This window comes from Sunxiuqinia sp. A32 (assembly GCF_052690465.1).
On sequence record NZ_JBQYLI010000021.1, the window covers coordinates 12,084 to 34,591 of the forward strand.

20 protein-coding genes are annotated in these 22,508 nt (G+C 33.5%); 19 read left to right on the forward strand and 1 reads right to left on the reverse strand.

Annotation, left to right across the window (positions count from 1 at the left end; all coding sequences use genetic code 11):
- Nucleotides 1-10: 10 nt before the first annotated feature.
- The 19 genes from rfbF (at nt 11) to ACUNWD_RS17765 (ending at nt 21,086) form a co-directional block, all read left to right on the forward strand.
- Nucleotides 11-793, forward strand: a complete 783-nt coding sequence (rfbF, locus tag ACUNWD_RS17675) for a glucose-1-phosphate cytidylyltransferase (RefSeq protein WP_445589180.1) — start codon at nt 11-13, stop codon at nt 791-793.
- Between the two features lie 15 nt (nt 794-808).
- Nucleotides 809-1,900, forward strand: a complete 1,092-nt coding sequence (gene rfbG / locus ACUNWD_RS17680; protein ID WP_445589181.1) for a CDP-glucose 4,6-dehydratase — start codon at nt 809-811, stop codon at nt 1,898-1,900.
- Nucleotides 1,901-2,255: 355 nt separating this feature from the next.
- Complete coding sequence (locus ACUNWD_RS17685) at nt 2,256-3,539, forward strand: methyltransferase domain-containing protein (RefSeq protein WP_445589182.1); 1,284 nt, start codon at nt 2,256-2,258, stop codon at nt 3,537-3,539.
- A 67-nt stretch (nt 3,540-3,606) separates the two neighbouring features.
- Nucleotides 3,607-4,149 carry a dTDP-4-dehydrorhamnose 3,5-epimerase gene (rfbC, locus tag ACUNWD_RS17690; protein ID WP_445589183.1) on the forward strand — a complete coding sequence of 181 codons (543 nt, stop codon included), beginning with the start codon at nt 3,607-3,609 and terminating at the stop codon, nt 4,147-4,149.
- 11 nt (nt 4,150-4,160) lie between these two features.
- Nucleotides 4,161-5,456, forward strand: a complete 1,296-nt coding sequence (locus ACUNWD_RS17695; RefSeq protein WP_445589184.1) for an NAD(P)H-dependent oxidoreductase — start codon at nt 4,161-4,163, stop codon at nt 5,454-5,456.
- A 323-nt stretch (nt 5,457-5,779) separates the two neighbouring features.
- A complete protein-coding gene (locus ACUNWD_RS17700) occupies nt 5,780-6,799 on the forward strand; it encodes a glycosyltransferase family 2 protein (RefSeq protein WP_445589185.1) in 1,020 nt (339 codons plus the stop codon).
- Between the two features lie 58 nt (nt 6,800-6,857).
- Nucleotides 6,858-8,387: an MATE family efflux transporter gene (locus ACUNWD_RS17705; protein WP_445589186.1), complete on the forward strand. Its 1,530-nt coding sequence runs from the start codon at nt 6,858-6,860 to the stop codon at nt 8,385-8,387.
- 64 nt (nt 8,388-8,451) lie between these two features.
- Nucleotides 8,452-9,705, forward strand: coding sequence for a glycosyltransferase family 4 protein (locus ACUNWD_RS17710; protein ID WP_445589187.1), 1,254 nt, complete (start codon nt 8,452-8,454; stop codon nt 9,703-9,705).
- Nucleotides 9,706-9,869: 164 nt separating this feature from the next.
- A complete protein-coding gene (locus tag ACUNWD_RS17715) occupies nt 9,870-11,156 on the forward strand; it encodes a hypothetical protein (protein WP_445589188.1) in 1,287 nt (428 codons plus the stop codon).
- Nucleotides 11,157-12,020 (forward strand): glycosyltransferase family 2 protein, encoded by an 864-nt coding sequence (locus ACUNWD_RS17720; protein WP_445589189.1) that lies wholly within the window; start codon nt 11,157-11,159, stop codon nt 12,018-12,020.
- Between the two features lie 76 nt (nt 12,021-12,096).
- Nucleotides 12,097-13,311: a glycosyltransferase family 61 protein gene (locus tag ACUNWD_RS17725; RefSeq protein WP_445589190.1), complete on the forward strand. Its 1,215-nt coding sequence runs from the start codon at nt 12,097-12,099 to the stop codon at nt 13,309-13,311.
- 139 nt (nt 13,312-13,450) lie between these two features.
- Nucleotides 13,451-14,563 (forward strand): UDP-galactopyranose mutase, encoded by a 1,113-nt coding sequence (glf, locus tag ACUNWD_RS17730; RefSeq protein WP_445589191.1) that lies wholly within the window; start codon nt 13,451-13,453, stop codon nt 14,561-14,563.
- Complete coding sequence (locus ACUNWD_RS17735; RefSeq protein ID WP_445589192.1) at nt 14,556-15,413, forward strand: DUF4422 domain-containing protein; 858 nt, start codon at nt 14,556-14,558, stop codon at nt 15,411-15,413. The genes glf and ACUNWD_RS17735 overlap by 8 nt, the downstream gene beginning before the upstream one ends.
- 102 nt (nt 15,414-15,515) lie before the next feature.
- Nucleotides 15,516-16,625, forward strand: coding sequence for a glycosyltransferase (locus ACUNWD_RS17740; RefSeq protein ID WP_445589193.1), 1,110 nt, complete (start codon nt 15,516-15,518; stop codon nt 16,623-16,625).
- The gene (locus tag ACUNWD_RS17745) at nt 16,622-17,764 is read left to right on the forward strand and encodes a glycosyltransferase family 4 protein (protein WP_445589194.1); all 1,143 of its coding nucleotides are present in this window, start codon (nt 16,622-16,624) and stop codon (nt 17,762-17,764) included. Before ACUNWD_RS17740 ends, ACUNWD_RS17745 begins: the two co-directional genes overlap by 4 nt.
- Nucleotides 17,730-18,437 carry an acyltransferase gene (locus tag ACUNWD_RS17750; RefSeq protein ID WP_445589195.1) on the forward strand — a complete coding sequence of 236 codons (708 nt, stop codon included), beginning with the start codon at nt 17,730-17,732 and terminating at the stop codon, nt 18,435-18,437. Before ACUNWD_RS17745 ends, ACUNWD_RS17750 begins: the two co-directional genes overlap by 35 nt.
- 41 nt (nt 18,438-18,478) lie before the next feature.
- On the forward strand, nt 18,479-19,210 hold the full coding sequence (locus ACUNWD_RS17755) for a WecB/TagA/CpsF family glycosyltransferase (RefSeq protein WP_445589196.1): 732 nt from the start codon (nt 18,479-18,481) through the stop codon (nt 19,208-19,210).
- Nucleotides 19,207-20,220, forward strand: coding sequence for a Gfo/Idh/MocA family protein (locus tag ACUNWD_RS17760; RefSeq protein ID WP_445589197.1), 1,014 nt, complete (start codon nt 19,207-19,209; stop codon nt 20,218-20,220). Before ACUNWD_RS17755 ends, ACUNWD_RS17760 begins: the two co-directional genes overlap by 4 nt.
- An 8-nt stretch (nt 20,221-20,228) precedes the next feature.
- Nucleotides 20,229-21,086, forward strand: coding sequence for a hypothetical protein (locus ACUNWD_RS17765; protein ID WP_445589198.1), 858 nt, complete (start codon nt 20,229-20,231; stop codon nt 21,084-21,086).
- A 570-nt stretch (nt 21,087-21,656) separates the two neighbouring features.
- On the opposite strand, the gene ACUNWD_RS17770 is transcribed toward ACUNWD_RS17765, so the two are convergent.
- The gene (locus ACUNWD_RS17770) at nt 21,657-21,977 is read right to left on the reverse strand and encodes a hypothetical protein (protein WP_445589199.1); all 321 of its coding nucleotides are present in this window, start codon (nt 21,975-21,977) and stop codon (nt 21,657-21,659) included.
- Between the last annotated feature and the right edge of the window lie 531 nt (nt 21,978-22,508).

Below are 22,508 nucleotides of genomic sequence, written 5' to 3' on the forward strand. Positions count from 1 at the left end.
ATATTAAATTATGAAAGCTGTTATTCTTGCGGGAGGATTTGGAACCCGTATTAGTGAGGAAAGTGGAGTGCGTCCAAAACCGATGGTTGAAATTGGAGGAAAACCAATTCTTTGGCATATCATGAAAACTTATTCTCATTATGGGATCAATGACTTTATTATTTGCTGTGGTTATAAAGGTTACATGATTAAAGAATATTTTTCAAATTATTTTCTTCATACTGCTGATGTAACGTTTGATATGAAGACAAATAATATGAAAGTCCATAATATGAATTCTGAACCTTGGTCGGTTACCCTGGTTGATACCGGTGAGAATACGATGACAGGTGGTCGGGTTAAAAGGGTGAAAGATTACATTGGCGACGAAACGTTTTGCTTAACCTACGGTGATGGAGTATGTAATATTAATATTGATGATTTAATCATGTTTCATAAGAACCATGGGAAGAATGCAACCCTGACATCTGTTCGACAACCTGGTCGTTTTGGGGTCTTTACACTTCATGGAGATAATACTCAAATTAATTATTTTAAAGAAAAACCTAAAGGAGATACTGATGGTACCGCGTGGATTAATGGTGGATATTTTGTTCTAGAGCCAGAAGTATTGGATTTGATTGATGGCGATTCAACAGTTTTTGAAAAGGGACCATTGGAGGAATTAGCTACTAGTGGGAACTTATTTGCATATAAACATACTGATTTCTGGCAGCCAATGGATACGCTTAGAGATAAGAATGTTTTGGAAAATTTATGGGAATCAGGGACTGCTCCTTGGAAAGTTTGGTGATATAATTAAGATAATATGTTGGAAAGGCTTTTGTCATATAAGGGTAAATCTGTATTAGTTACTGGTAATACTGGATTTAAAGGGAGCTGGATGACAATGTGGTTGTTGAATCTGGAAGCTAAGATAACTGGATACTCACTTGATCCTCCTACCAATCCATCGATGTATGAACAGCTACAGCTTGGAAAGAAAGTTAAGCAATATACTTGTGATGTGCGTAACTATAGTGATGTGAAAGAATGTATTGAGGATACAAAACCTGATATTATTTTTCATTTAGCAGCACAACCATTAGTTCGTGATTCATATTCAATTCCTCTTGAAACTTTTGATGTTAATATTATGGGAACTGCAAATATTTTAGAGGCAGTTCGGGAACTTGGGATTAGAACAAAAATTGTTTGTATTACATCAGATAAAAGCTATGAAAATAAAGAATGGCTTTTTGGTTACAGGGAAGTTGATCCAATGGGAGGGCATGATCCTTATTCTGCAAGTAAAGGTGCAGCGGAGCTAGTAATATCATCTTATAGGCGCTCATTTTTTGATCCATTAAAAATAGAGACGCATGGAGTTCAACTTGCATCTGTGAGGGCAGGTAATGTTATAGGGGGAGGAGATTGGGCAAAAGATCGAATTGTCCCTGATTGTATTCGTTCCTTATCGAAAGGCGAAAATATTCATGTGCGAAATCCCTATGCTACCAGACCTTGGCAACATGTACTTGAACCAATAGGTGGCTATTTGCTCCTAGGAGCAAAACTTTTCGAACAGGAGTTTGAAAATCAGTTGTTTTGTGATAGTTTTAATTTTGGTCCTAACCTTTCTTCAAATAAGCCAGTAAAGATTTTAGTTGAAGAAATTTTAAAGAATTGGGGAGCAGGATCATGGACACATGATGATGTTGAATCTGTGCATGAAGCATCTTTGCTGAACCTTACAATCGATAAAGCTTACCATTTGTTGAACTGGTACCCTGCTTGGGGGTATGAGGAAACAATTAAAAGAACCGTTGAGTGGTATAAACGGTATCATGAAGAAAGTGATATGTTTGAGTTTACGATGAAACAAATTCTCGATTATAATGAGAAAGCATCTATAAAATGATTATTAACGGGCACATATTAAAATAGTATAATGAGAGAGTAAGACTTATTGAGTAATTTCATTTGTTAGTTTTAAGTGATTTGAAGAATTTTAGTGTATTTTTTAGTGAAGTTTTAGTCATTACTGTTTATAGCAGATGAACGACTGCAGTTTAATATAAAAAATAGATGCTAATTTGAATTCTCGAGTAAATTGGATTCAATATATGTTATCAGCCCCTCAAATCGTAATCGATTGCCTAAGTGAAAATTTTGGATCAATGGCAGATCAGTTATTTTGATCCACAACTTTATTAAGAAAAAATGATCGATAGTTAGCTTAAGATTTAATCTGAAAAATTAGAAATTATTAATCTATGAAATGCCGTCACTGCAACATGAAATTGAAGGATGTTTTCATTGATTTGATCAATTGTCCACCTTCAAATGCAATGCTAAATAAGAAGCAATTGCAGAAACCAGAAATCTATTTACCATTAAAAATTTATGTTTGTAACAATTGTCGATTGGTCTCGGTTGGAACGATCGCAGATTCTAGCAAAATTTTTAATGATGAGTACACTTATTTTTCTTCTTACTCTAGTACTTGGCTCGAACATGCTAAGAGTTATGTTGAAATGATGATTAGTCGCTTTAAATTTAGTACTGAAACTAAAGTTATTGAGATTGCGTCAAATGATGGGTATTTGCTTCAATATTTTAAAGACAAAGGATATGATGTTCTAGGAGTTGATCCTGCAGCAAATACAGCAAAAGTAGCAATCGATAGAGGGATTGATACTATTGTTGATTATTTTGGAAGCGATTTTGTTGATACTCGCTTCATACCAAATAACATTAAAGGAGACTTAATTATTGGAAATAATGTTTTGGCGCATGTTCCAAATATAAATGATTTCGTAATTGGATTAAAAAAAGCACTTAGTCAGAAAGGGATAATAACAATAGAATTTCCTCATTTATTGCGGTTGGTAGAGGATTGTGAATTCGATACAATATACCATGAACACTATTCATATTTTTCTTTTTATACGGTCAGTAAAATATTTGGATCATTTGGACTTGAAGTGTTTGATGTTGAAGAAATTCCAACTCATGGTGGATCGTTGCGTATTTATGTGAAACATAAAGAAGATGACTCAAAGGCAGTTACGTCAAATGTTGAGAAAATGATAAGCAAAGAAACAGATGCTGGAGTTGACACTGACGCATTTTATAAAGATTTTACGGAAAAGGTTAATCAAATTAAAGACGACTTTTTAAATTTTTTGTTGAAATGTCATTTTGAAGGGAAAAAAGTTATTGGTTATGGTGCTGCTGCTAAAGGAAATACATTATTGAATTATTGTGGAATCAAAGGTGATGATCTCATCAAATTTGTAGTAGATTCTTCTCCGCATAAACAAAATAAGTATTTGCCAGGAAGTCATATTTGCGTTTATTCACCTGATATAATTAAGGAGTTTAAACCTGATTTCATTGTTATTTTAGCTTGGAATTTAAAAAATGAAATCGTAAACAGTTTACAATTTACAAAAGAATGGGACAGTAAGTTTGTAACGGTAATTCCGAATTTAAAAGTTTTTCAAGATTTGGAAGAAGGGGAACGATTAAGTGAGTCATATATTCCATTATGCTGATTTAACTTTTCAATAAAATTACTCCAAAAATTTGAAGCGAAATTTTACTAATGAAATAGAAACGGGAATGATATTTAACAAGACAGAAATAGAAGGAGTTTACGTCATTGATATTAATAAAATTGCGGATGAACGTGGTTTTTTTGGAAGATCATGGTGCCAAAAGGAAATGGAAGAACAAGGTTTAAATGGAAATGTCGTTCAATCGAATACATCTTTTAATAAATTTAAGGGCACCCTTAGAGGCATGCACTATCAGGTAAATCCTTATGAAGAGACAAAGTTAGTTCGTTGCATCCGGGGAGCCATTTTTGACGTGATTATTGATCTTCGTCAGGACTCGCCAACGTTTAAAAGATGGTTTGGTATCGAATTGACGGAAGACAACCATAGAATGCTGTATGTTCCTGAGAAGTTTGCTCATGGATTTATCACCTTAAAAGATAATAGTGAAGTAACATATTTGGTAACACAATTTTATAAACCGTCTGCAGAAGGAGGAATTCGATGGGATGATCCAGAAATTGGGATAGATTGGCCTATTGAAGCAGAAGTAGTTTCTGACAGGGATACTATGCATCCTAATTTTAAAAATATCATTCTTCCTTAAAATTATAAATTATGATAATTGTTGATAAAGCCTTACAGAAGAGGCAAGATGAGAATAACCCGATTAAGGTTGGAATCATTGGCGCTGGAGAAATGGGGAAAGGAGTAATTAATCAGATAAGTCGTTATACTCCAGGAATGATTGTTGTTGCTGTTTACAATCGGACAATTGAAAAAGCCCAGGATGCACTGAAATTAGCTGGAGTCCATAAAACTAAAATAGTTTTTAGTCCACGTGAAATGGCCATTGCAATTGAAAATGGATATACAGCAATAACCAAAGATATTGGTGCATTAATTGAATGTACTGAAGTAGAAGTCTTAGTTGAGTTGACTGGGCTAATTAGTTTTGCCCTTGAAAATATTATAAAGGCTTTTGAAAATGGTAAGCATGTTGTTTCGTTCAATGCAGAATTGGAAGCAACATTTGGACCATACTTGAAAGCAAAAGCTGCCGAAAATAATGTACTGTATACATTGGGAGATGGTGATCAACCGGGTGTAACTCAAAACTTGTTTCGTCATGTTAAAATGAAAGGATTTGAGCCTTTGATATGTGGAAATATTAAAGGATTACAGGATCGGTATCGAAATCCAACTACTCAAGCTTCTTTCGCAAAACAATGGGGAATGACTCCGGAAATGGTTACTAGTTTTGCTGACGGCACAAAAATTTCCATTGAGCAGGCGACTACCGCGAATGCAACAAATATGGGAGTGGCAAAACGGGGAATGATAGGTCCTTATTTTAATGGACATGTTGATGAAATGACTTCAGGAGTTTATCCTGATGTGGATGAGTTGAGGGAACTGGGTGGAATCGTAGATTATGTTGTTGGGGCAAAACCTGGTCCGGGCGTATTTGTTTTCGCAACAACTGATGACCCTATATCAGCAAAATATTTGAGATATGGTAAACTTGGTGATGGCCCCCTATACAGTTTCTATGTACCTTATCATCTTCTGTTTTTCGAGTTAGTTTGTTCAATTGCACGATTGGTTATTTTTAAGGATATTACTCTTGATGCAGAGTTTGGGATGAAAGTTGAAGTTGTATCTGTTGCAAAAGAGGATTTGAAGCCTGGTGATAAGATTGATGGCTTAGGTGGGTATAAAACTTATGGTATTTGTGATAACTCCAACTCAGCCCGGGCCGATAACTTGCTTCCTGTTGGATTGGCAGAGAACTGTGTCGTAAAAAGAACGCTAAAAAGGGATGACTTAATAACTATTGATGATGTTGACTTACCGGATCCGACGCTGTATGCTAAATATATAGGGCAACTTGTTGAATCTGAATCAAAATAGATCTATTGAGTTTTGATTGAAAGAAATTTATAGACATAGTATTCGCGTTGCTTGAGTTAACTTTTATGCTCAATTTCAGACCAAATGTGATGAATTTTATATTAATGCATTTAATAATTCTTCATTTTTTGCGTTGCATTGAAAAGTTAATCAAATTGCGTTTTTGCATTTTGTTATGAAAGTTAAATGAACATTAACTCCATATCAGAAAAATTAATTTATAGTTTCATTAAACTTATGAGAGGGAAATAGGCCTGTGCACGGTGAAGAATTATCCTGATTTACATTGCAGATTAAAACTAATATGAATAAAATGGGTTTATATGTTTTCGATAGTTATCCCGCTTTATAATAAAGCACAAACCATTGCAAGAACTATTGATTCTGTTATTAAACAATCGTTTACTGTTTTTGAAGTTTTGATTGTGAATGATGCATCTACCGATAATAGTCTTGAGATAGTTGAACAGTATAAAATTGATGAACGAATAAGAGTATATAGTCTTGAGTCAAATAGTGGGGCAGGTGCAGCTCGGAATTATGGAGTTAGAAAGGCAAAGTACAGTTATATTGCATTTTTGGATGGAGACGATACTTGGAAAGAAGGCTATCTGGAAAAAATGAAAGAAGCAATTGAAAAATATCCAATGTCTGGGATGTATTGCTGTGCTGGATTACATGAGACTAAGACAGGATTGACTTATCGAATTGCAAAAAAATATATGAGTAAAATAACCCCGGTTAATTATTTTGAAGACCCACTTGTTTTCACGCAAACAAGCGCAATTGTAGTCTACAAGGAGGTGTTCGATAGATATGGAGGTTTTCCCTCCGAACTTAGAATAAACCAAGATTATGCCTTGTTTTTCACAATTGGCCTAACTGAGACAGTAGTTTATTGTGGATTTCCTCTATCAACATATTATATTGGTGTTGCCGGTCAAAATACTTCATTGTTTTCAATTAAAAGGATTGAATGTACCCAATTTGTTATAGATAGGATCAATTTTGTTTACAAGAATTGGATTAAATATAAAAAAGAAAATAGATTATTTACGATTTTCAATAAATATGAAATCAGGCATAATTTTTATGCGGCATTAAAGAAAAATGACCACAACCTAGTAAACTTATTTTTAACACAGCTTGATTGCAGAATATTGAATAATTTTTCAGCCTTTGAAATTTTTTTATATAAAAAGAAGTACCTGAATAAAATGGGAATTGCATATATTATGCTAACAAAAATTATTTGGAAATGGAGTAAATTGGTAAATAGGGGACCGAGTAAAATTGATAAGTTAAAAGTGAATTCCCGAAAAGCGTTGGTTTGGCATAATTGAATTTAGTTGAATAGACGAATTGGAATGTTGGTAATAAAAATTTAAAACTAGTTTAATTATGGAGGCTGCAAAACGTGTGGCAATGAACACAGGTATTCTCTATGCCCGGATGGCAATTACCGTATTTATCTCACTTTATATTACTAGACTAATATTAGCTGCATTGGGGGCTAAGGATTATGGAATTTATAATGTTATATTAGGTTCCATTGCAATGTTGACATTCCTAAATGCTGCCATGGTTACAACAACGCAGAGGTTTATGTCTCATGCTCAAGGAGAAGGAAATGAAAGCAAATTAAAAAATATTTTTAATGTATCAACCGTACTGCATATAGTTATTGGTTTTGTTATTCTTTTTGTATTAGAAGTTGCTGGGTATTTTCTTTTTAAAGGTATTTTAGAAATTCCAGAGAACAGGTTGAATATTGCAAAGATCCTCTTTCAACTTATGCTGGTAAGTACTTTTTTTACTATAATATCTGTTCCCTATGATGCGATTGTCAATGCACACGAAAATATGTTGTGGGTTGCTATTATTGGTATTATTGAGGCAGTACTTAAGTTAGCAGTTGCGCTGTATATTACTATTACCTCATTTGATAAATTACTTACTTATGGAATTTTAATGGTTATAATACCGATATTTTTATTTGTTTTGAATAAAGTATACTGTTATCGTAAATACGAAGAAGCTCATTTAAATATTAGAAAATACTTTGATAGATTATTATTTAAGAGAATGACTGGTTTTGCAAGTCTAGCGTTATTAAATAGTGCTGCAAGCATTGTTACCATGCAAGGTATTTCAATCATTTTAAATTCATTTTTCGGTGTTATTGTCAATGCTGCTCAGGGGGTCTCTCATGAAATCACTGGTAAGTTGATGGCGTTTTCTCAAACAATGCTGAAAGCACTAAATCCTGTGATTGTTAAGAGTGAAGGAGGCAATGATCGAGTAAAGATGCTGAAGGCTTCTATGACAGGTAACAAGATATCTTTTTTTTTACTTGCCTTTTTAGCAATCCCTGTGATCATCGAGATGCCATATATTATGGATGTGTGGCTGAAGGATGTTCCTGAGTATGCAGTTGTCTTTTGTCGATTGAATCTTTTTCGTTTAATTTTGAATCAATTAACTGTCACGTTTCCAACAGCAATTGAGGCAACCGGTAATATTCGATACTATAGTTACTGGAATTCATTAGCTTATATTTTAGTGTTGCCTGTAAGTTTTTTTGCGTTTAAGTTTGGGGCACCACCTTATACTATCTATTTATGTTTGGTTTTTATGGTGCTAGGACTTTTTTTAATTAGAATATATTTTGTTTATACAATATGTGGCTTATCACTTAATGATTTCTTTCTAAATGTGGTTGGTCGGTGTATGATTACGTCTACCTTGTCAATGTTATTTGCATCAATTCCTTTATTTGTCTTTAATCCGGGGATTATTCGACTTGTTTTTGTATTTGTTATGAGTATGGTATCATTTCTTATATTTTTATTCCTAGTTGGTTTTCAGAGAAACGAGAAGCAGCTTTTTGTATCTATCAGTAAATCAATATTTAGAAAGATCGGAATCTAATTTTATGGTAGTGTTTAATAGAAGTTGGAATTTTTTTATTTAAAGCCTGTTTAAGATTGACATTATGAAATTACTTTGGATAACGAATACTCCATTTCCTGAAATTTATCATGACTTGGGCTTGAAGGCTCCAGTTACTGTTGGGTGGGTATATGCTGATGCAGCTGCATTATTTGATTATACGGATGATATTAATCTTGCAGTGGCGTCTTTTTATAGTGGGAATGAATATAAAAAAGTAGAAAAGAACGGAGTTGTTCATTACAATTTGCCTTCTAAGTTAAGAGAAAACATAAAAGGTGAAAAAATAGATTCATTTTGGAAAATGATAAGGGACGAATTTGAACCAGATGTAGTTCATATACATGGAACCGAATATACTCACTCTTACTCATATGTTAAAGCTTGTGGAGTTGAGAATGTTATCGTTTCAATTCAAGGGTTAGTTAGCGTTTATGAGCGTTATTATTATGGAAACATTGATAAGTTGGAGCTAACGAAATCAATTACTATTAGAGATATTGTTCGGAAAGACACAATATTCTCTCAATGGAGAAATATGTATAAAAGGGGTGTTTTTGAAAAATTATTAATTGAACAAGTTAATCATTTTATGGGGCGTACTTCTTGGGATAGAGATCATGTTTGGGCTCTTAATTCAAAAGCGACATATCATCATTTAACCAGAAGTTTACGTCCAATATTTTATAAAAAGAAATGGGATATTGATAATTGTGAAAGGAACAGTATCTTTATAAGTCAAGCACAATATCCGATTAAAGGTTTTCATCAATTAATTAAGGCGCTGCCTATTATTTTAAAACATTATCCAGATACAAAGGTGTATGTTGCTGGGCACAATTTCTTTTCAAATAGGGGAATTAGAATAAATGGATTTGGAAATTATATTAATAACTTGATACGGAGGGGGAATTTATCGGAGCAGATCATTTTTACGGGACTGTTATCTGAAGACCAAATTTGCGAACGTTTTTTGCGAACGCACGTATTTGTTTGTCCATCTGCAATTGAGAATAGTCCAAATTCAGTTGCTGAAGCGCAATTGCTTGGCTTACCTTGTGTCGCTTCTTATGTCGGAGGAAATTCAGATATGATAGAGCATGGAGAAACTGGATTATTATATCGCTTTGAAGAAATTGAAATGCTTGCATCAAGCATTTGTAGAATATTCTCGAATAGAGAGCTTGCTCTTTCCCTATCAGAAAAAAGTAAGTTGGTTGCCTCTAAACGTCATAATAAAATTCATAATGGGGAGCAATTATATCAGATATATTCTCGGGTTTATAAAAAGAAATGATTTAGTATGAAAAAAATGAAGAATGGTACATTTACCAATAGTCATTTTGTATCAGAAATTTATATCTACTCAAATATCTGCTTTTTGCTATATCGGTAAAGTTATTTTATATACTATAATTATTCTTAACAGTTATTTGAATGTATATTTTCATGTAAGTACAAATGTTTAAAAGTTATTTATTAAAAATAATTCCGTTTACCATTCTACCTGTCTCTATTATTTCGGTACAGCGTTTTTCCTATTCCCCACTTGGTAGTACAGCTATTTATTGGGTCTTTTATATATTCATTGCTTTGACTTTCTGGGGGGGGAGTTATGTTTTTTTTGAGGCTGAAAACAGAAGATCAATTCGCATATTAAAGTTTTTTTTATTGTGGAATCTTTTTAGTATCATCCGAGGCGGAATTTTCATGGCGGACAACTATTGGGATTATAAAAGCTTAATTGAAATGGGGATGGGATTATTGATGCCAATTATTATATACACTGCAACAAATAAAGAAATGGTGCAGGCAATATTGTCATTTTTCATTAAATATACATTGCCATTGTTCTTATTTTTTATTCCATTCTTGTCATTAAATGGTTGGGGATGGTATTTGTTCCCAATAAGTTTATTAGCGCTGTTTTATCCATCACTTAAATTAAAATGGAAAGTGTTTATTATCGCTGTTGCACTTGTAGCGACTCTTGCTGATTTAACATCCAGGAGCCATATATTTAAGTATGGAGTTCCAATTATTTTGTTGCTGTTTTATTATTTCCAAAATATTCCAGCATTGACAAAATTAATGAAGTTAGCAAGATGGATATTTATTATTGCTCCGTGGTTCTTTTTTTTCCTTGCGACATCCGGTGTTTTTAATATATTTAAAGTTAATGAGTATATTGAAGGGGTTAAAGACGATAGTACTGTAGAAAAACAATCCTTAATACAAGACTCAAGAACCTTTTTATATGAAGAAGTATTAACTTCTGCGGAAAAACATAATTATTGGATTTTAGGGAGGAGTCCTGCACGCGGAAATGACACTCAGTTTTTTATTTCAGATAAGAGTGACAGTTTAACGGGAAGAAGCGAAAGGGTGCAAAACGAAGCAAATATACTAAATATATTTACTTGGAATGGCATAATAGGAGTTTTGTTATATTTCCTAGTTTTCTATAAAGCTTCATCTATTGCGGTATATAGGTCAAACAATATATACAGCAAAATGATAGGCGTTTATGTTTCCTTTCGTTGGCTATATAGTTGGGTAGAAGATTACACATTATTTGATTTGAATAATTATGTTCTTTGGTTAACGGTTGGTATATGTTTCTCTCAATCCTTTAGGCAAATGAACAATTCGGAAGTTAAATTATGGGCACGTAGTATTTTTGAGAAGAGATACCTTGTTGCATATAGAAATTATGCTCTATTCAAAATTAATCAATTTAATATTTAGATGATGATAGGTAAAACAATGGCGGTTTTGATTACTTGTCATAATCGTCGTGATAAAACTTTATCCAGTTTGAAAGCTTTGTATGAGGCGAAGCTTCCAGATGATCAAGTTTTTGAAGTGTATTTGGTGGACGATGGATCAACCGATGGGACAAAAGAAGCTGTTAATAAAGAATTTCCTCAAATACATGTCATTTCAGGCGATGGAAGCCTCTTTTGGAACCAAGGGATGCGTTTAGCTTGGCAAACGGCGAGCGAGAATAGGGACTATGATTTCTATCTACTTTTAAATGATGATACTATTTTAAAAGAATATGCATTAATAGAGCTGTTTCAATGTTATCGTAAAGCTTTAATACAAGAGGATAGACCGTCAATATTTACAGGTGCTTGTCAAACAAGTATATATTTAGAAGAATTTTCTTATGGTGGCAGAAATGAATCAGGGCCCGTTGTTCCAAATGGAAAATTACAGCAATGTAAATATACAAATGGGAATGTTTTGTTAATTCCGAATGAAATATACCTAAAGTTAGGAAATTTATCGCCTGATTACACTCATGGTATGGGTGACTATGATTATGGTTTGAGAGTCCAATTGGCTGGATTTAAATGTTATACTACTGAAACCTATATTGCAATATGCCCTGATGATACAAAAAAGCCAGGGTGGAGCAATTCAAATGTCCCCCTATCAACGCGATGGAAATTAATGCATTCGCCCAAGGGTTTAAACTTGAGTGAATATAATAAATTTAGGAAAAATTTTTGGGGATGGAAGTGGATTATCTACGCAATTAAGGCTTATCTAAAAGTGTTGTTCCCAGAAGTATATTCAAAACTGTCAAGCAAAAAGTCTTTCTAATTTACACTATAAATTTTCTTATCGATAATAAGATATTCAAGTCTTGTCGTTTTTTGCCAAGCTAAATTTATATACTATGAAGTTAAAGGATATAAAATGGAAGATAGAGGTTTTTACAAAAAAGGTACTTTATCATCAGGTTTATTATAATTATAAATTAAGACCAAAGGGTTGCTATTTAAATATTAAAGAATATATAAGCAAGAATCCTACGGCAGAGGAAATATATCAGGAAATTTATCCCGAGATGAATTCTGAAATTCAAATTACTGATGTAATGTTGAAGGACTTATCCAGTTACATAACTTATCCTCTATTGGAGAAAGAGCCTGCAAAGTATATACTCAAAATTAAGAATGGAAGAATACTTACTGATTCATTATGGACAATATCTATTTTTGATGATATGGATAAAATAATAGGAGGTGTCTCATTGGATTTGTTATTGAAAGAAAATCAATCAATTAAAGATAGTAGGGTTTTTAAGCGGAAGTATTTTCATAAAGTAAAACATTTTAAAGGTACAGTTTTTCATACTATTGCTGGAGGTGGTTCCTATATTAATTATGCTCACTGGTTGGTTGATTCTTTTTCTAAGCTACATATTTTGAAAGAGTCGGGGTTTATGGAGAAAATTGATTGGTTTTATGTGCCAACTATTAAGTATGATTATCAATTAGACTCTTTAATCGCTTTTGGAGTACCTAAAGAAAAAATAATTGACAGTACTTATTATCCACATATTAAGGCGGATATGTTGATCGCTTCGAGTTATTCAAGGGGTAGTCATCATATTCCTTATTGGATTGTAGAATTCCTAAGAAATGAGTTTCCTCCAAAGAATAAGCCGGCATTTTCAAGCAGGAAGTTTTTTATTAGTAGAAAGGATTCTTCTTTCAGAAATATCGTTAATGAAGATGAAGTAGCCACATTGCTTTTAGGATATGGTATCATAACGGTTGTTTTAAGTGAACTGTCATTTCAAGAAAAAATTGATCTGTTTGCTTATGCTGATTTAATTATATCATTAAGTGGTGCAGGGCTAACTAATTTTGTTTTTTGTGAGGAAAATACAACGGTCATGGAGTTGTTTGGGGACCAATATGTTGATTTCACTTTCTTCTATGATATTGCTTCCAAAAGAAACCTTGATTATCATTACTTTATAGGCAGAAATATGGGTAAGATTAATAAAAGTGTCAAAGGGCAAAGCGATGATGTATACATTGATTGTAAATTATTGAAAGAAAAAATCGAAGAAGAATTGAACCTTTCGAATTTAGTTGTATAATGGTATCGATTTTTAATTTATTAGCAGTTCGAACAGTTAATTTATGAGGTTTATTTTCTAATTAAATTATTGGAAATATCGAAGAAACAATATTTACCCTTGTCTTGTTGGTTAATGTAAATTTAATTTAGTTTGCAAAATGGCAAAGTATGATTATTTAATTGTTGGTGCTGGTCTTTTTGGTGCTGTTTTCGCTCATGAGGTCTCAAAAAAAGGTAAAAAGTGCCTTGTAATAGATAAAAGGCAGCATATTGCTGGGAATATATATACGGAAAATATAGCAGGAATTAATGTACATAAATATGGAGCTCATATTTTTCATACTAGTAATAAAGAAGTGTGGAATTATGTAAATTCTTTTGTAGAGTTTAACCGATTTACCAATTCTCCTATTGCAAATCATAAAGGAAGATTGTTTAATTTGCCGTTTAATATGAATACTTTCTACCAATTATGGGGGGTTAAAACACCAGAAGAAGCAAAGAAAAAAATTGAGAAACAACGAGCTGAATATTTCGACATTAAAGAACCCAGAAATCTCGAGGAACAGGCACTGGTGCTAGGAGGGAGAGATATTTATGAAAAGCTGATTAAAGGATATACGGAAAAGCAATGGGGGCGTCCAGCAACTCAGATACCTGCTTTCATAATTCGTAGGTTACCTTTTAGGTATACATTTGACAATAACTATTTTAATGATATTTATCAAGGGATACCAATTGGTGGTTATACCAAACTAATTGAGAATCTATTAGACGGTGTTGAGGTAAGGACCGGAGAAAACTATTTCGATAGAAAGTATGATTTTGATAATTTAGCTAAAAAGATAGTATATACCGGGAAAATTGATGAATTTTATGAATGTCAATTTGGAGAACTTGAATATAGAAGCCTTTATTTTGAAAATGAGTTGTTGAATATGCCAGATTTTCAGGGCAATGCTGTAGTAAACTATACAGATCGAGAAGTTCCTTATACTCGAATTATCGAGCACAAACACTTTGAGTTTGGGACTCAGGACAAAACGTATATAACAAGGGAGTATCCACATGAGTTTTCTAAAGATAATGAGCCATACTACCCAATTAATGATCAGAAGAACCAGCTAGTTCTGTCTAAATATCAGGAGTTAGCCCGAAAACAAACTAAAGTAGTTTTTTGTGGAAGACTTGCTGAGTATAAATACTACGACATGCATCAAGTTGTGGCAAAAGCACTGGAATTATCTAAAAAGGTTCAAAATAATGGTTAATACAAAAATTTTAATTGCGACTCATAAAGAAGGGAATTTTCCAGAGAATGAAATATTTTTACCAATTCATGTCGGGAAAAAACGGTCAAATAAGGATTTTGGGTTGCAGGGAGATGAGGTTGGGGACAATATTTCTGAAAAAAATCCTAATTATTGTGAGTTGACTGCTTTTTATTGGGCTTGGAAAAATTTAGATACAAATATTATTGGAATGTATCATTATAGACGCCATTTTAATCTTAAATCGAATACCTTTTTTGCAAAGACTGTAAAATTTATCAAAGAAAGTGATTTAGATGATTATATCCCAAGTGAAGATGTTATAAATGGACACCTGAAGAAACATGATATAATACTTGCAAAGTCTCATGTGTATCCGTATTCAATGTATGTATATTACACCTCTAATCATATAAGAGAAGACATAGAGATAATATCGGAAGTTCTTGGTAATAAATTCCCAGCATATTTATCAACATGGAACAAATTTCTTTACGATACTAATAAATTTAGTCCGTATAATATGCTTATTTGCAAAAAGGAAGTTTTTGATCAATATTGCGAATGGTTATTTGCGGTGCTATTTGAGGTAGAAAAGAAAGTGAAAATATCTCCTTATTCATATCAATCAAGGGTTTTTGGATTTATGGCTGAACGATTATTGAATGTTTATTGTATTCATAATAGGCTAAAAATAAAACACAATCCAATTCTTCTAATAGAGGACTCACAAGTTGTCGATTCTTCAAAAATTAGAAGACTATTCGAGCGATTTGGGTCATTCTTAAGTAGTCGATTGGTAAATATTAGTTTTTATATAGGGAATCATAAGCGATTTTTTAAGTTGTGAATTGCCTTTTCGTGGTCTTATATCTCTGGAATCCGGTTTATTCTCGGATATAATTATCTATATTTTCGATAGTTTTCGAGATATCTTTACAATTTATTTTTTATGTGTAAAACAAAAATTGTTGTCTTTCATCCGGCACTCGCTCCCTACCGAATAGACTTTTTTAATAAAATTGCTCAGAATTTTGATGCAACATTTTACTTTACCTACGCTAATCTTCAAGATCAAAAATTTGATCAGAAGAAATTGAGAGGAGGTAGTAGGTTTACGTTTAATTTGTTGTCTTCAGGTTTCGATTTCAATAGTAGATCAATGCGTTTTGGTATATTCAAAATAATAAGAGATGTCAATCCTGGAATAATATTTTGCAGTGAATATAGTCAAATAACTTTTGCCGTATTAATTTATAAAATACTGCTTAAGAGCTCTCTAAAAGTATATACTATTAGTGATGATAGTCTGGATTTGTCAGTCAGTAGGAAGGGAATTAGGAAGATAGCCAGAAGTATTGCCTCAAATTATCTAGATGGCGTCATATTTCCGAGTAAGCAAGTTTGTGGTTGGTATTCGAAAAATGTTAATTCAAAACCCCAAGCAATAGAGTTACCTATTGTACATTCCAATAATGTCTTTAGGGAGAAGCTAAATGAGAGTTTAATAGGTATAGATGAAAAAGTTTATAAATATAAACTGAATGGTAAAAAAGTTTTTCTATTTGTTGGGCGATTGGTAAAGATTAAGAATCCAATATTGCTAATTAGAGCTTTTGCAAAACGAAAAAACAAAAATGACATATTGGTTATTATTGGCGCCGGAGAAGAGTTTGAAGCCTTGTCAAAGTTAATCCTAGAATTAGGATTGTCAGATTCGTGTTTATTGCTGGGGCGGTTTGAAGGGAGAGAGTTAATGGTGTGGTTTAACATTGCTCAATGTTTAATCCTACCAAGTTATCAGGAACCATACGGTGTTGTCGTTAATGAAGCATTATTGGCGGGATGTAAAGTTATTTGTTCTGCCCTTGCTGGTGCATCAACCTTAATAAATGATGATAATGGATATCTGTTTGATCCTAAAGATGAATTGCAATTAACAGCCCTTATTGACAAAGTATCTAAAGAATTATCTCCTCTCCAATTGCCAATTAAATTGAAATCCGACTTAATGCCGTTTACTCTAGATGAAAAAATTTGGACGCTTTTTTCGCAAATATGAAAAGAAAAATAAAAAACAACATTCTCTTTCTTCTCCATATTCCGCCACCTGTTCATGGGTCTTCAATGGTTGGAAAATTTATTCAGGATAGTAGCTTGATTAATGAAAAGTTTTCTTGTCGGTATGTTAATTTGCTTGCATCTAGGAATGTTAATGAAACTGGTAGAGTTAATCTTAGAAAGGTCTTTGGATTTATTTTGATTTGGGTTAGATTATTAAAAGAATTGTTATTCAGCAAAACAGATTTATGTTATTTTTCTCTGACAACAACTGGAGTTGCTTTTTTCAGAGATGTTTTGTTGGTTATTTTAATTAAAACTTGCAGAGTTAATCTGATTTATCACTTGCACAATAAAGGTGTTAAAAATTTCCAGACAAAGCCAATATATTATTTGTGCTATAAGTATGTGTTTCGAAATGTTGATGTAATTCTTCTATCACAGTATTTATATAGTGATGTTGCTGCTTTTGTTCGACCGGATCGAGCATCGATTTGCCCGAATGGAGTTCCTGATGAGTATCGTTCTGATTTCAGTTTGCAGAAAGATCAACCTGTCAAAATCTTGTTTCTTTCAAACTTGATTGACTCAAAAGGTGTCACTGTTTTATTAGATGCTTGCACTATTTTGAGAAATAGAGATATTCGATTTTTTTGTGATTTCATTGGAGGAGAAGGGGATATTTCTGAATCAGAATTTGTGGAAAAGATCCAAGAAAGAAAATTGGAAAGCTGTGTTTCGTATTTAGGGAAAAGATACGGAAGAGATAAACATGACGCTTTTGCACAAGCCGACATATTTGCTTTTCCGACTTTTTATCCGAATGAATGTTTTCCATTAGTATTATTAGAAGCAATGCAATTTGGATTGCCAATTATTTCAACAAATGAAGGTGGTATAAGGGATATGGTAGATAATAATCATACTGGTTTTCTCATAGATAGTAACAACCCAGGTAGGTTAGCTGATAAATTAGAGTTATTGATAAATGACCCAAAATTACGACAGGATATGGGAGACGCTGGGAAGGAAAAATACAGTAAAGAATTTACTATTAAAAAGTTTGAGATGAGGATTGTTGAGATCTTAAAAAACTCGTTGTCGAATGTATTATTACGAAATATTGATAGGAATGAATGAGAAAGTAATAAAATTTATTAAAGATAGTCGGCTTTTATATAATATAGCTCGGCGTATCCAGCGATTAAAAAGAAGATATAAACTTTCGATAATTGGTAGAAATAACAAGATCAAGAACAAGGGGGTATTGTTCAATGTGAAATATGATATTGTAGGTGATGGGAATGTTATTGAAATTGGTGTTAGAACTGTATTATCAGATATGAAGATATATATACGAGGGAATAAGAATAAATTCAAAATTGGCGAGGATTGTTTTTTTCGGGGTGGTAGTATATGGTTCGAAGATGATTGTTGTAGTATACAAATTGGTGACAAAACAACTGTTGAATCGGCTCACCTTGCAGTAACTGAATCGAATAGTAAAATTGTTATTGGTAATGACTGTATGTTTTCTAATAATATTGAATTTAGAACAGGGGATTCGCATAGTATATTGGATACTAAGACAGGTATGAGAATAAACTACGCCCAAAATATTGAAGTGCATGATCATGTGTGGATTGGTGCTCACTCTATTGTTTTGAAGGGAGTAACAATCGGGGAAAATTCGATCATTGGCACTAAGTCATTGGTTACGAAGGATGTCCCTAGTGGGTCTATTGCTGCTGGAATTCCAGCAAAGGTTGTAAGGAGTAATGTTGATTGGCTCAGAGAACGAGTGTATAAGTAGTCTTACTCTATAAATATCAGTAATTAGCAATTGTGAATTTTATGAAATTAATAAATACCTTAGAGTTTACTGTCTTCTCTGATGATCTAAGCCTAATTCCAATTACAAAAGATCAATGTCGGGTAGTTAACACCATCAGTCCTAACTCATACGGTATTACAACAAAAGATAGTGAGTTTGAAAAGGCGCTGAAAACTTCTGATTATTTAGTTTTAGATGGGGTTTATTTTGCATTTGCATCGCTGATGCTTCAAGGCAAGAATATAAAGAGAAATCAGGGGCCGGATGTATTTTATCATTTTATTAACCGTCTAAATAAGCGTGGGGGGAAAGCTTTCTTTCTAGGTTCATCTGAAAGTACACTTAAAAAGATAGAGAATCGAGCAAATGATGAGTATCCAAATATTTCGATAGAGACTCATTCTCCACCATTTAAACCTGAATTCTCTGCGGAGGAAAATAAGACAATGGTTAATAAGATTAACTTATTCAAACCAGATATTTTGTTTGTAGGGATGACATGTCCAAAGCAAGAAAAGTGGGCAATACAACATAGGGAAAGACTGAACGCTGGTTTAGTAATTTGTATAGGAAATGTTTTTGATTGGTTTGCAGGCACGCAGAAAACGATTCACCCTATTTGGTTTAAGTTAAGAATTGGATGGTTGGTGAGAATCTTTTTGAGACCAGAAGTATTCAAACGAAATATTGGTAACCAGATGCTTTTTTTCTGGCATGTAATTTTAATATTCTTAAAAATAAAGAAAATATGATTCAAGGAGCAATTATTGGATTAGGTAAAATGGGGCTATCTCATGCAGCGATCGTAGGTGCTCATCCAAAAGTGGACCTTGTTGCAGTCTGTGATACGTCTTCAATGGTGTTGAATGCCTTCAACAAATTCAGTAAAATTAGGACTTACAGTGACTATATCAAAATGATAGATAGTGAGAGCCTGGATTTTGTTTTGGTTGCTACTCCTACCCGATTTCACTATCCGATTGTTAAATATGCATTAGGAAAAGGAATTCATACGTTTTGTGAAAAACCATTTAGTTTAAATGTAAACGAGGGAAGCGAACTCGTAGAGATCGCAAATAATAGACAACTGATCAACCAAGTCGGATATCATAATCATTTTATTGGAACATTTCGAGAATTGAGGCGTTTGCTGAAGACTGATGTCTTAGGAGAGTTGACTCATTTTACTGGGGAAGCATACGGTCCTGTAGTTACTAAAGAAAAGGGTGGTACCTGGCGTTCAAGGCCAGAAGAAGGAGGTGGTTGCTTGTACGATTATGCTTCTCATGTAATCAATTTGATTCAGGAGGTTATTGGTCGTCCATCAAAATTGAATGGAACTTTATTGAAGAGTATGTATTCTAAAGGAGTTGAGGATGCAGTATATTCTTTAATGAGTTTAGAAAGTGGTCTAAGTGGTGTATTATCTGTGAACTGGAGTGATGAGACATTTCGTAAGATGTCAACTTCTATAACTGTATATGGGAAGAAAGGAAAGATTATTTGTGATGCAACCGAACTTAAAATCTATTTAAAAGAAGCGGCTCCAAAAGAAAGTTTAGAAAAAGGATGGACAATTAAATATATAACTGATTTGGCAATTCCTGTTGATTTTTATCTTCGAGGAGAAGAATACAGCGCACAGATTGATTATTTTATTGACTGCATTATTAATAGTAATATAACTAGTTTAAACACTTTTGAAGAAGGATTATACACTGACAAAGTGATTGAAATGCTTATTGAAAACGCTAAAAAATAACATTACTCATGGATAAAGTATTATTTGGAGACAACCAGTTTTTTGCAGTAAATCACCTGTCTGATGAAAAATCTCGTGCGCAGGCCATTCGTTTTAAAGATGACTTAGCAATAATCAGGGTGCTTGACCAAGCAATTGAAACAGGAATTAATACATTTATGTGCACTACTCATGATCGTATTGGAAATATTTGCAATCATATGCGTTCCAATCCATCAAAATATAAGGACTTTAATATATTTCCATGCATGCCTTACGCTCATAAATACGCAAATGCTGTTACTGAGTTAGGGATAGCTGGAACAATTAAGCAATATGTGCCAGGGAATGTTTTTTCAACATTTGCAAAGGGAGGGATGGCATTTTTAAACAAAGATTTTATCAAGTTGATGAAATTATTGATTGATGCAGAAATGAAGATGTTCAAAGGTATCAATACTCCTGTGATCTTTATTCAGAATGTATTAGTTGATATGATCCTGGGATTAAAAATGAATGATGTATTTAAAGAGTACGACGAATATATTCGAAAAAAATACAATGCAGAGCCAGGTTATATTACGATGAATATGCCATTATTATTAGATACGTTAAATTCGATTGGAATTGAGAATCCGATTATCTGTAGTTCAATTAACAAAATTGGCTTCAGGATGAGTGGAGGAATTGAAGTATATGAGAAGTACTTAAAAGAAAAAGAATTTAGGCCTATTGCCATGCAGGTTTTGGCAGCTGGTGCTCTTAGACCAAAAGAGGCAATTGAATATTTAGGTCGGTTTCCAAAAATTGAATCTGTTTTATTCGGAGCCTCCAGTCAATCACACATTAGAGAAACAAAAGAATTTATAGAAGAAAATTTAGATTAATTTACATAGTGTAATCAAAAGGAAATGCATGCTCATTTGGGGATGCATTTCCTTTTTTACCACTGCCGTAAGCTTCCCTATAAATCTAGACTTCCCCTGTAGGCTTTCCCCTTTTTAGTCCTTGTCTGGACTGGCGCGGTAGGTATCACGCAAAAGCCATTAATCTCTATATCCACAGTGTTCTTAGCGGTTTTTTAAACTCAGGGGAGGATTACTATCTTCCGTCAGTAAACGATGATCTTTTACCTGAGAGGCATGAGCTTGTTCCAGAGAACGTTAATCTTGTGTAGGAGAATGACGATCTTACAGGATAGCAACATCATCTTCTACAAGATCGCCTTTCTCTTATTGGGTAGCAAGATGCTCTGGCATAAGATTGGTATCATCGGTTGTTTTGGAAAGATGATCTTCCATAAGAATGACATGCTCTGGCATGTGAGTATCAGGCTCTGGTGTCAGATTGTGATCATCTGATGGAAAGGAGAGTCTGTTTATTTAAAATTCAAAATGAAATGAAATAAGAAATCCCGTCCAGAATCCAGAACGGGATTTTTTAATAATGTGAAAGAACTACTTCCGTAGTTGACGCAATTGACGTACCAGACCATGATCTTTTCCAAGCAAACCTTCTATCAGGTTTACAACGGCAGAAGCATCATTATAAGCCACTTCTAATGTTTGCTGTGCGACTTTTGTTGCATCAAGAGCAGCGGCTTGTGCGTTCTGTTGGGCACCCTCTGCATCGTCAGCTGTTTGAAGCTCGGTTTGTAACTGCCCTGTTCGGGGCGTTGGATCAAATCCCGCATCAGTTAGCAAACTTGCATTCTGATTGACGATGACAAGCACCTGTTGTACGAAATCACGACTTTCTTTGTCGTTTAATGTTGCCATAATTAGTAATTTTGGCGTGGTAGCAACGAATTTATTCGTTGTTAACTGTTGGGCCGCCTTTTAGCTTACCATGGCAAGGGCGGCCTCTTTATTACCGACAGCTGGCCGGCTACATACCATCCCTGTGGCATGTGGGGAGATCAAGTTCTTTTATTCCTCTATAGACAAACTTTTTTTGACGTATTACCGTTAAGAATCACTCACTTTTGATTGTGGGGTGATAAGACCAAAAACATGGAGCAAGTTAGCATTACTGAATTAAATATTAAACAAAACGAAGCAGGATTACAGGAACGCCCCTAAATTTTACAGGAAACCCTTGTTTTTTCTTATCAATGTCAATTTCTAACTGTTTTATGTTAATAATAAGCTAGGCGGTAATGAGTCACAAATTGAGATTTTAGATTTGGAGAACAGGTAATTTAGCAGTGTTACCCCCTTATTAAAATAATTTCATTTCTTTTCCATAGATGAAAAGAAACGAAACAAAGAAAAATCTTGTCAAGGTAGTCCTTCCTCCCACATGCCAAA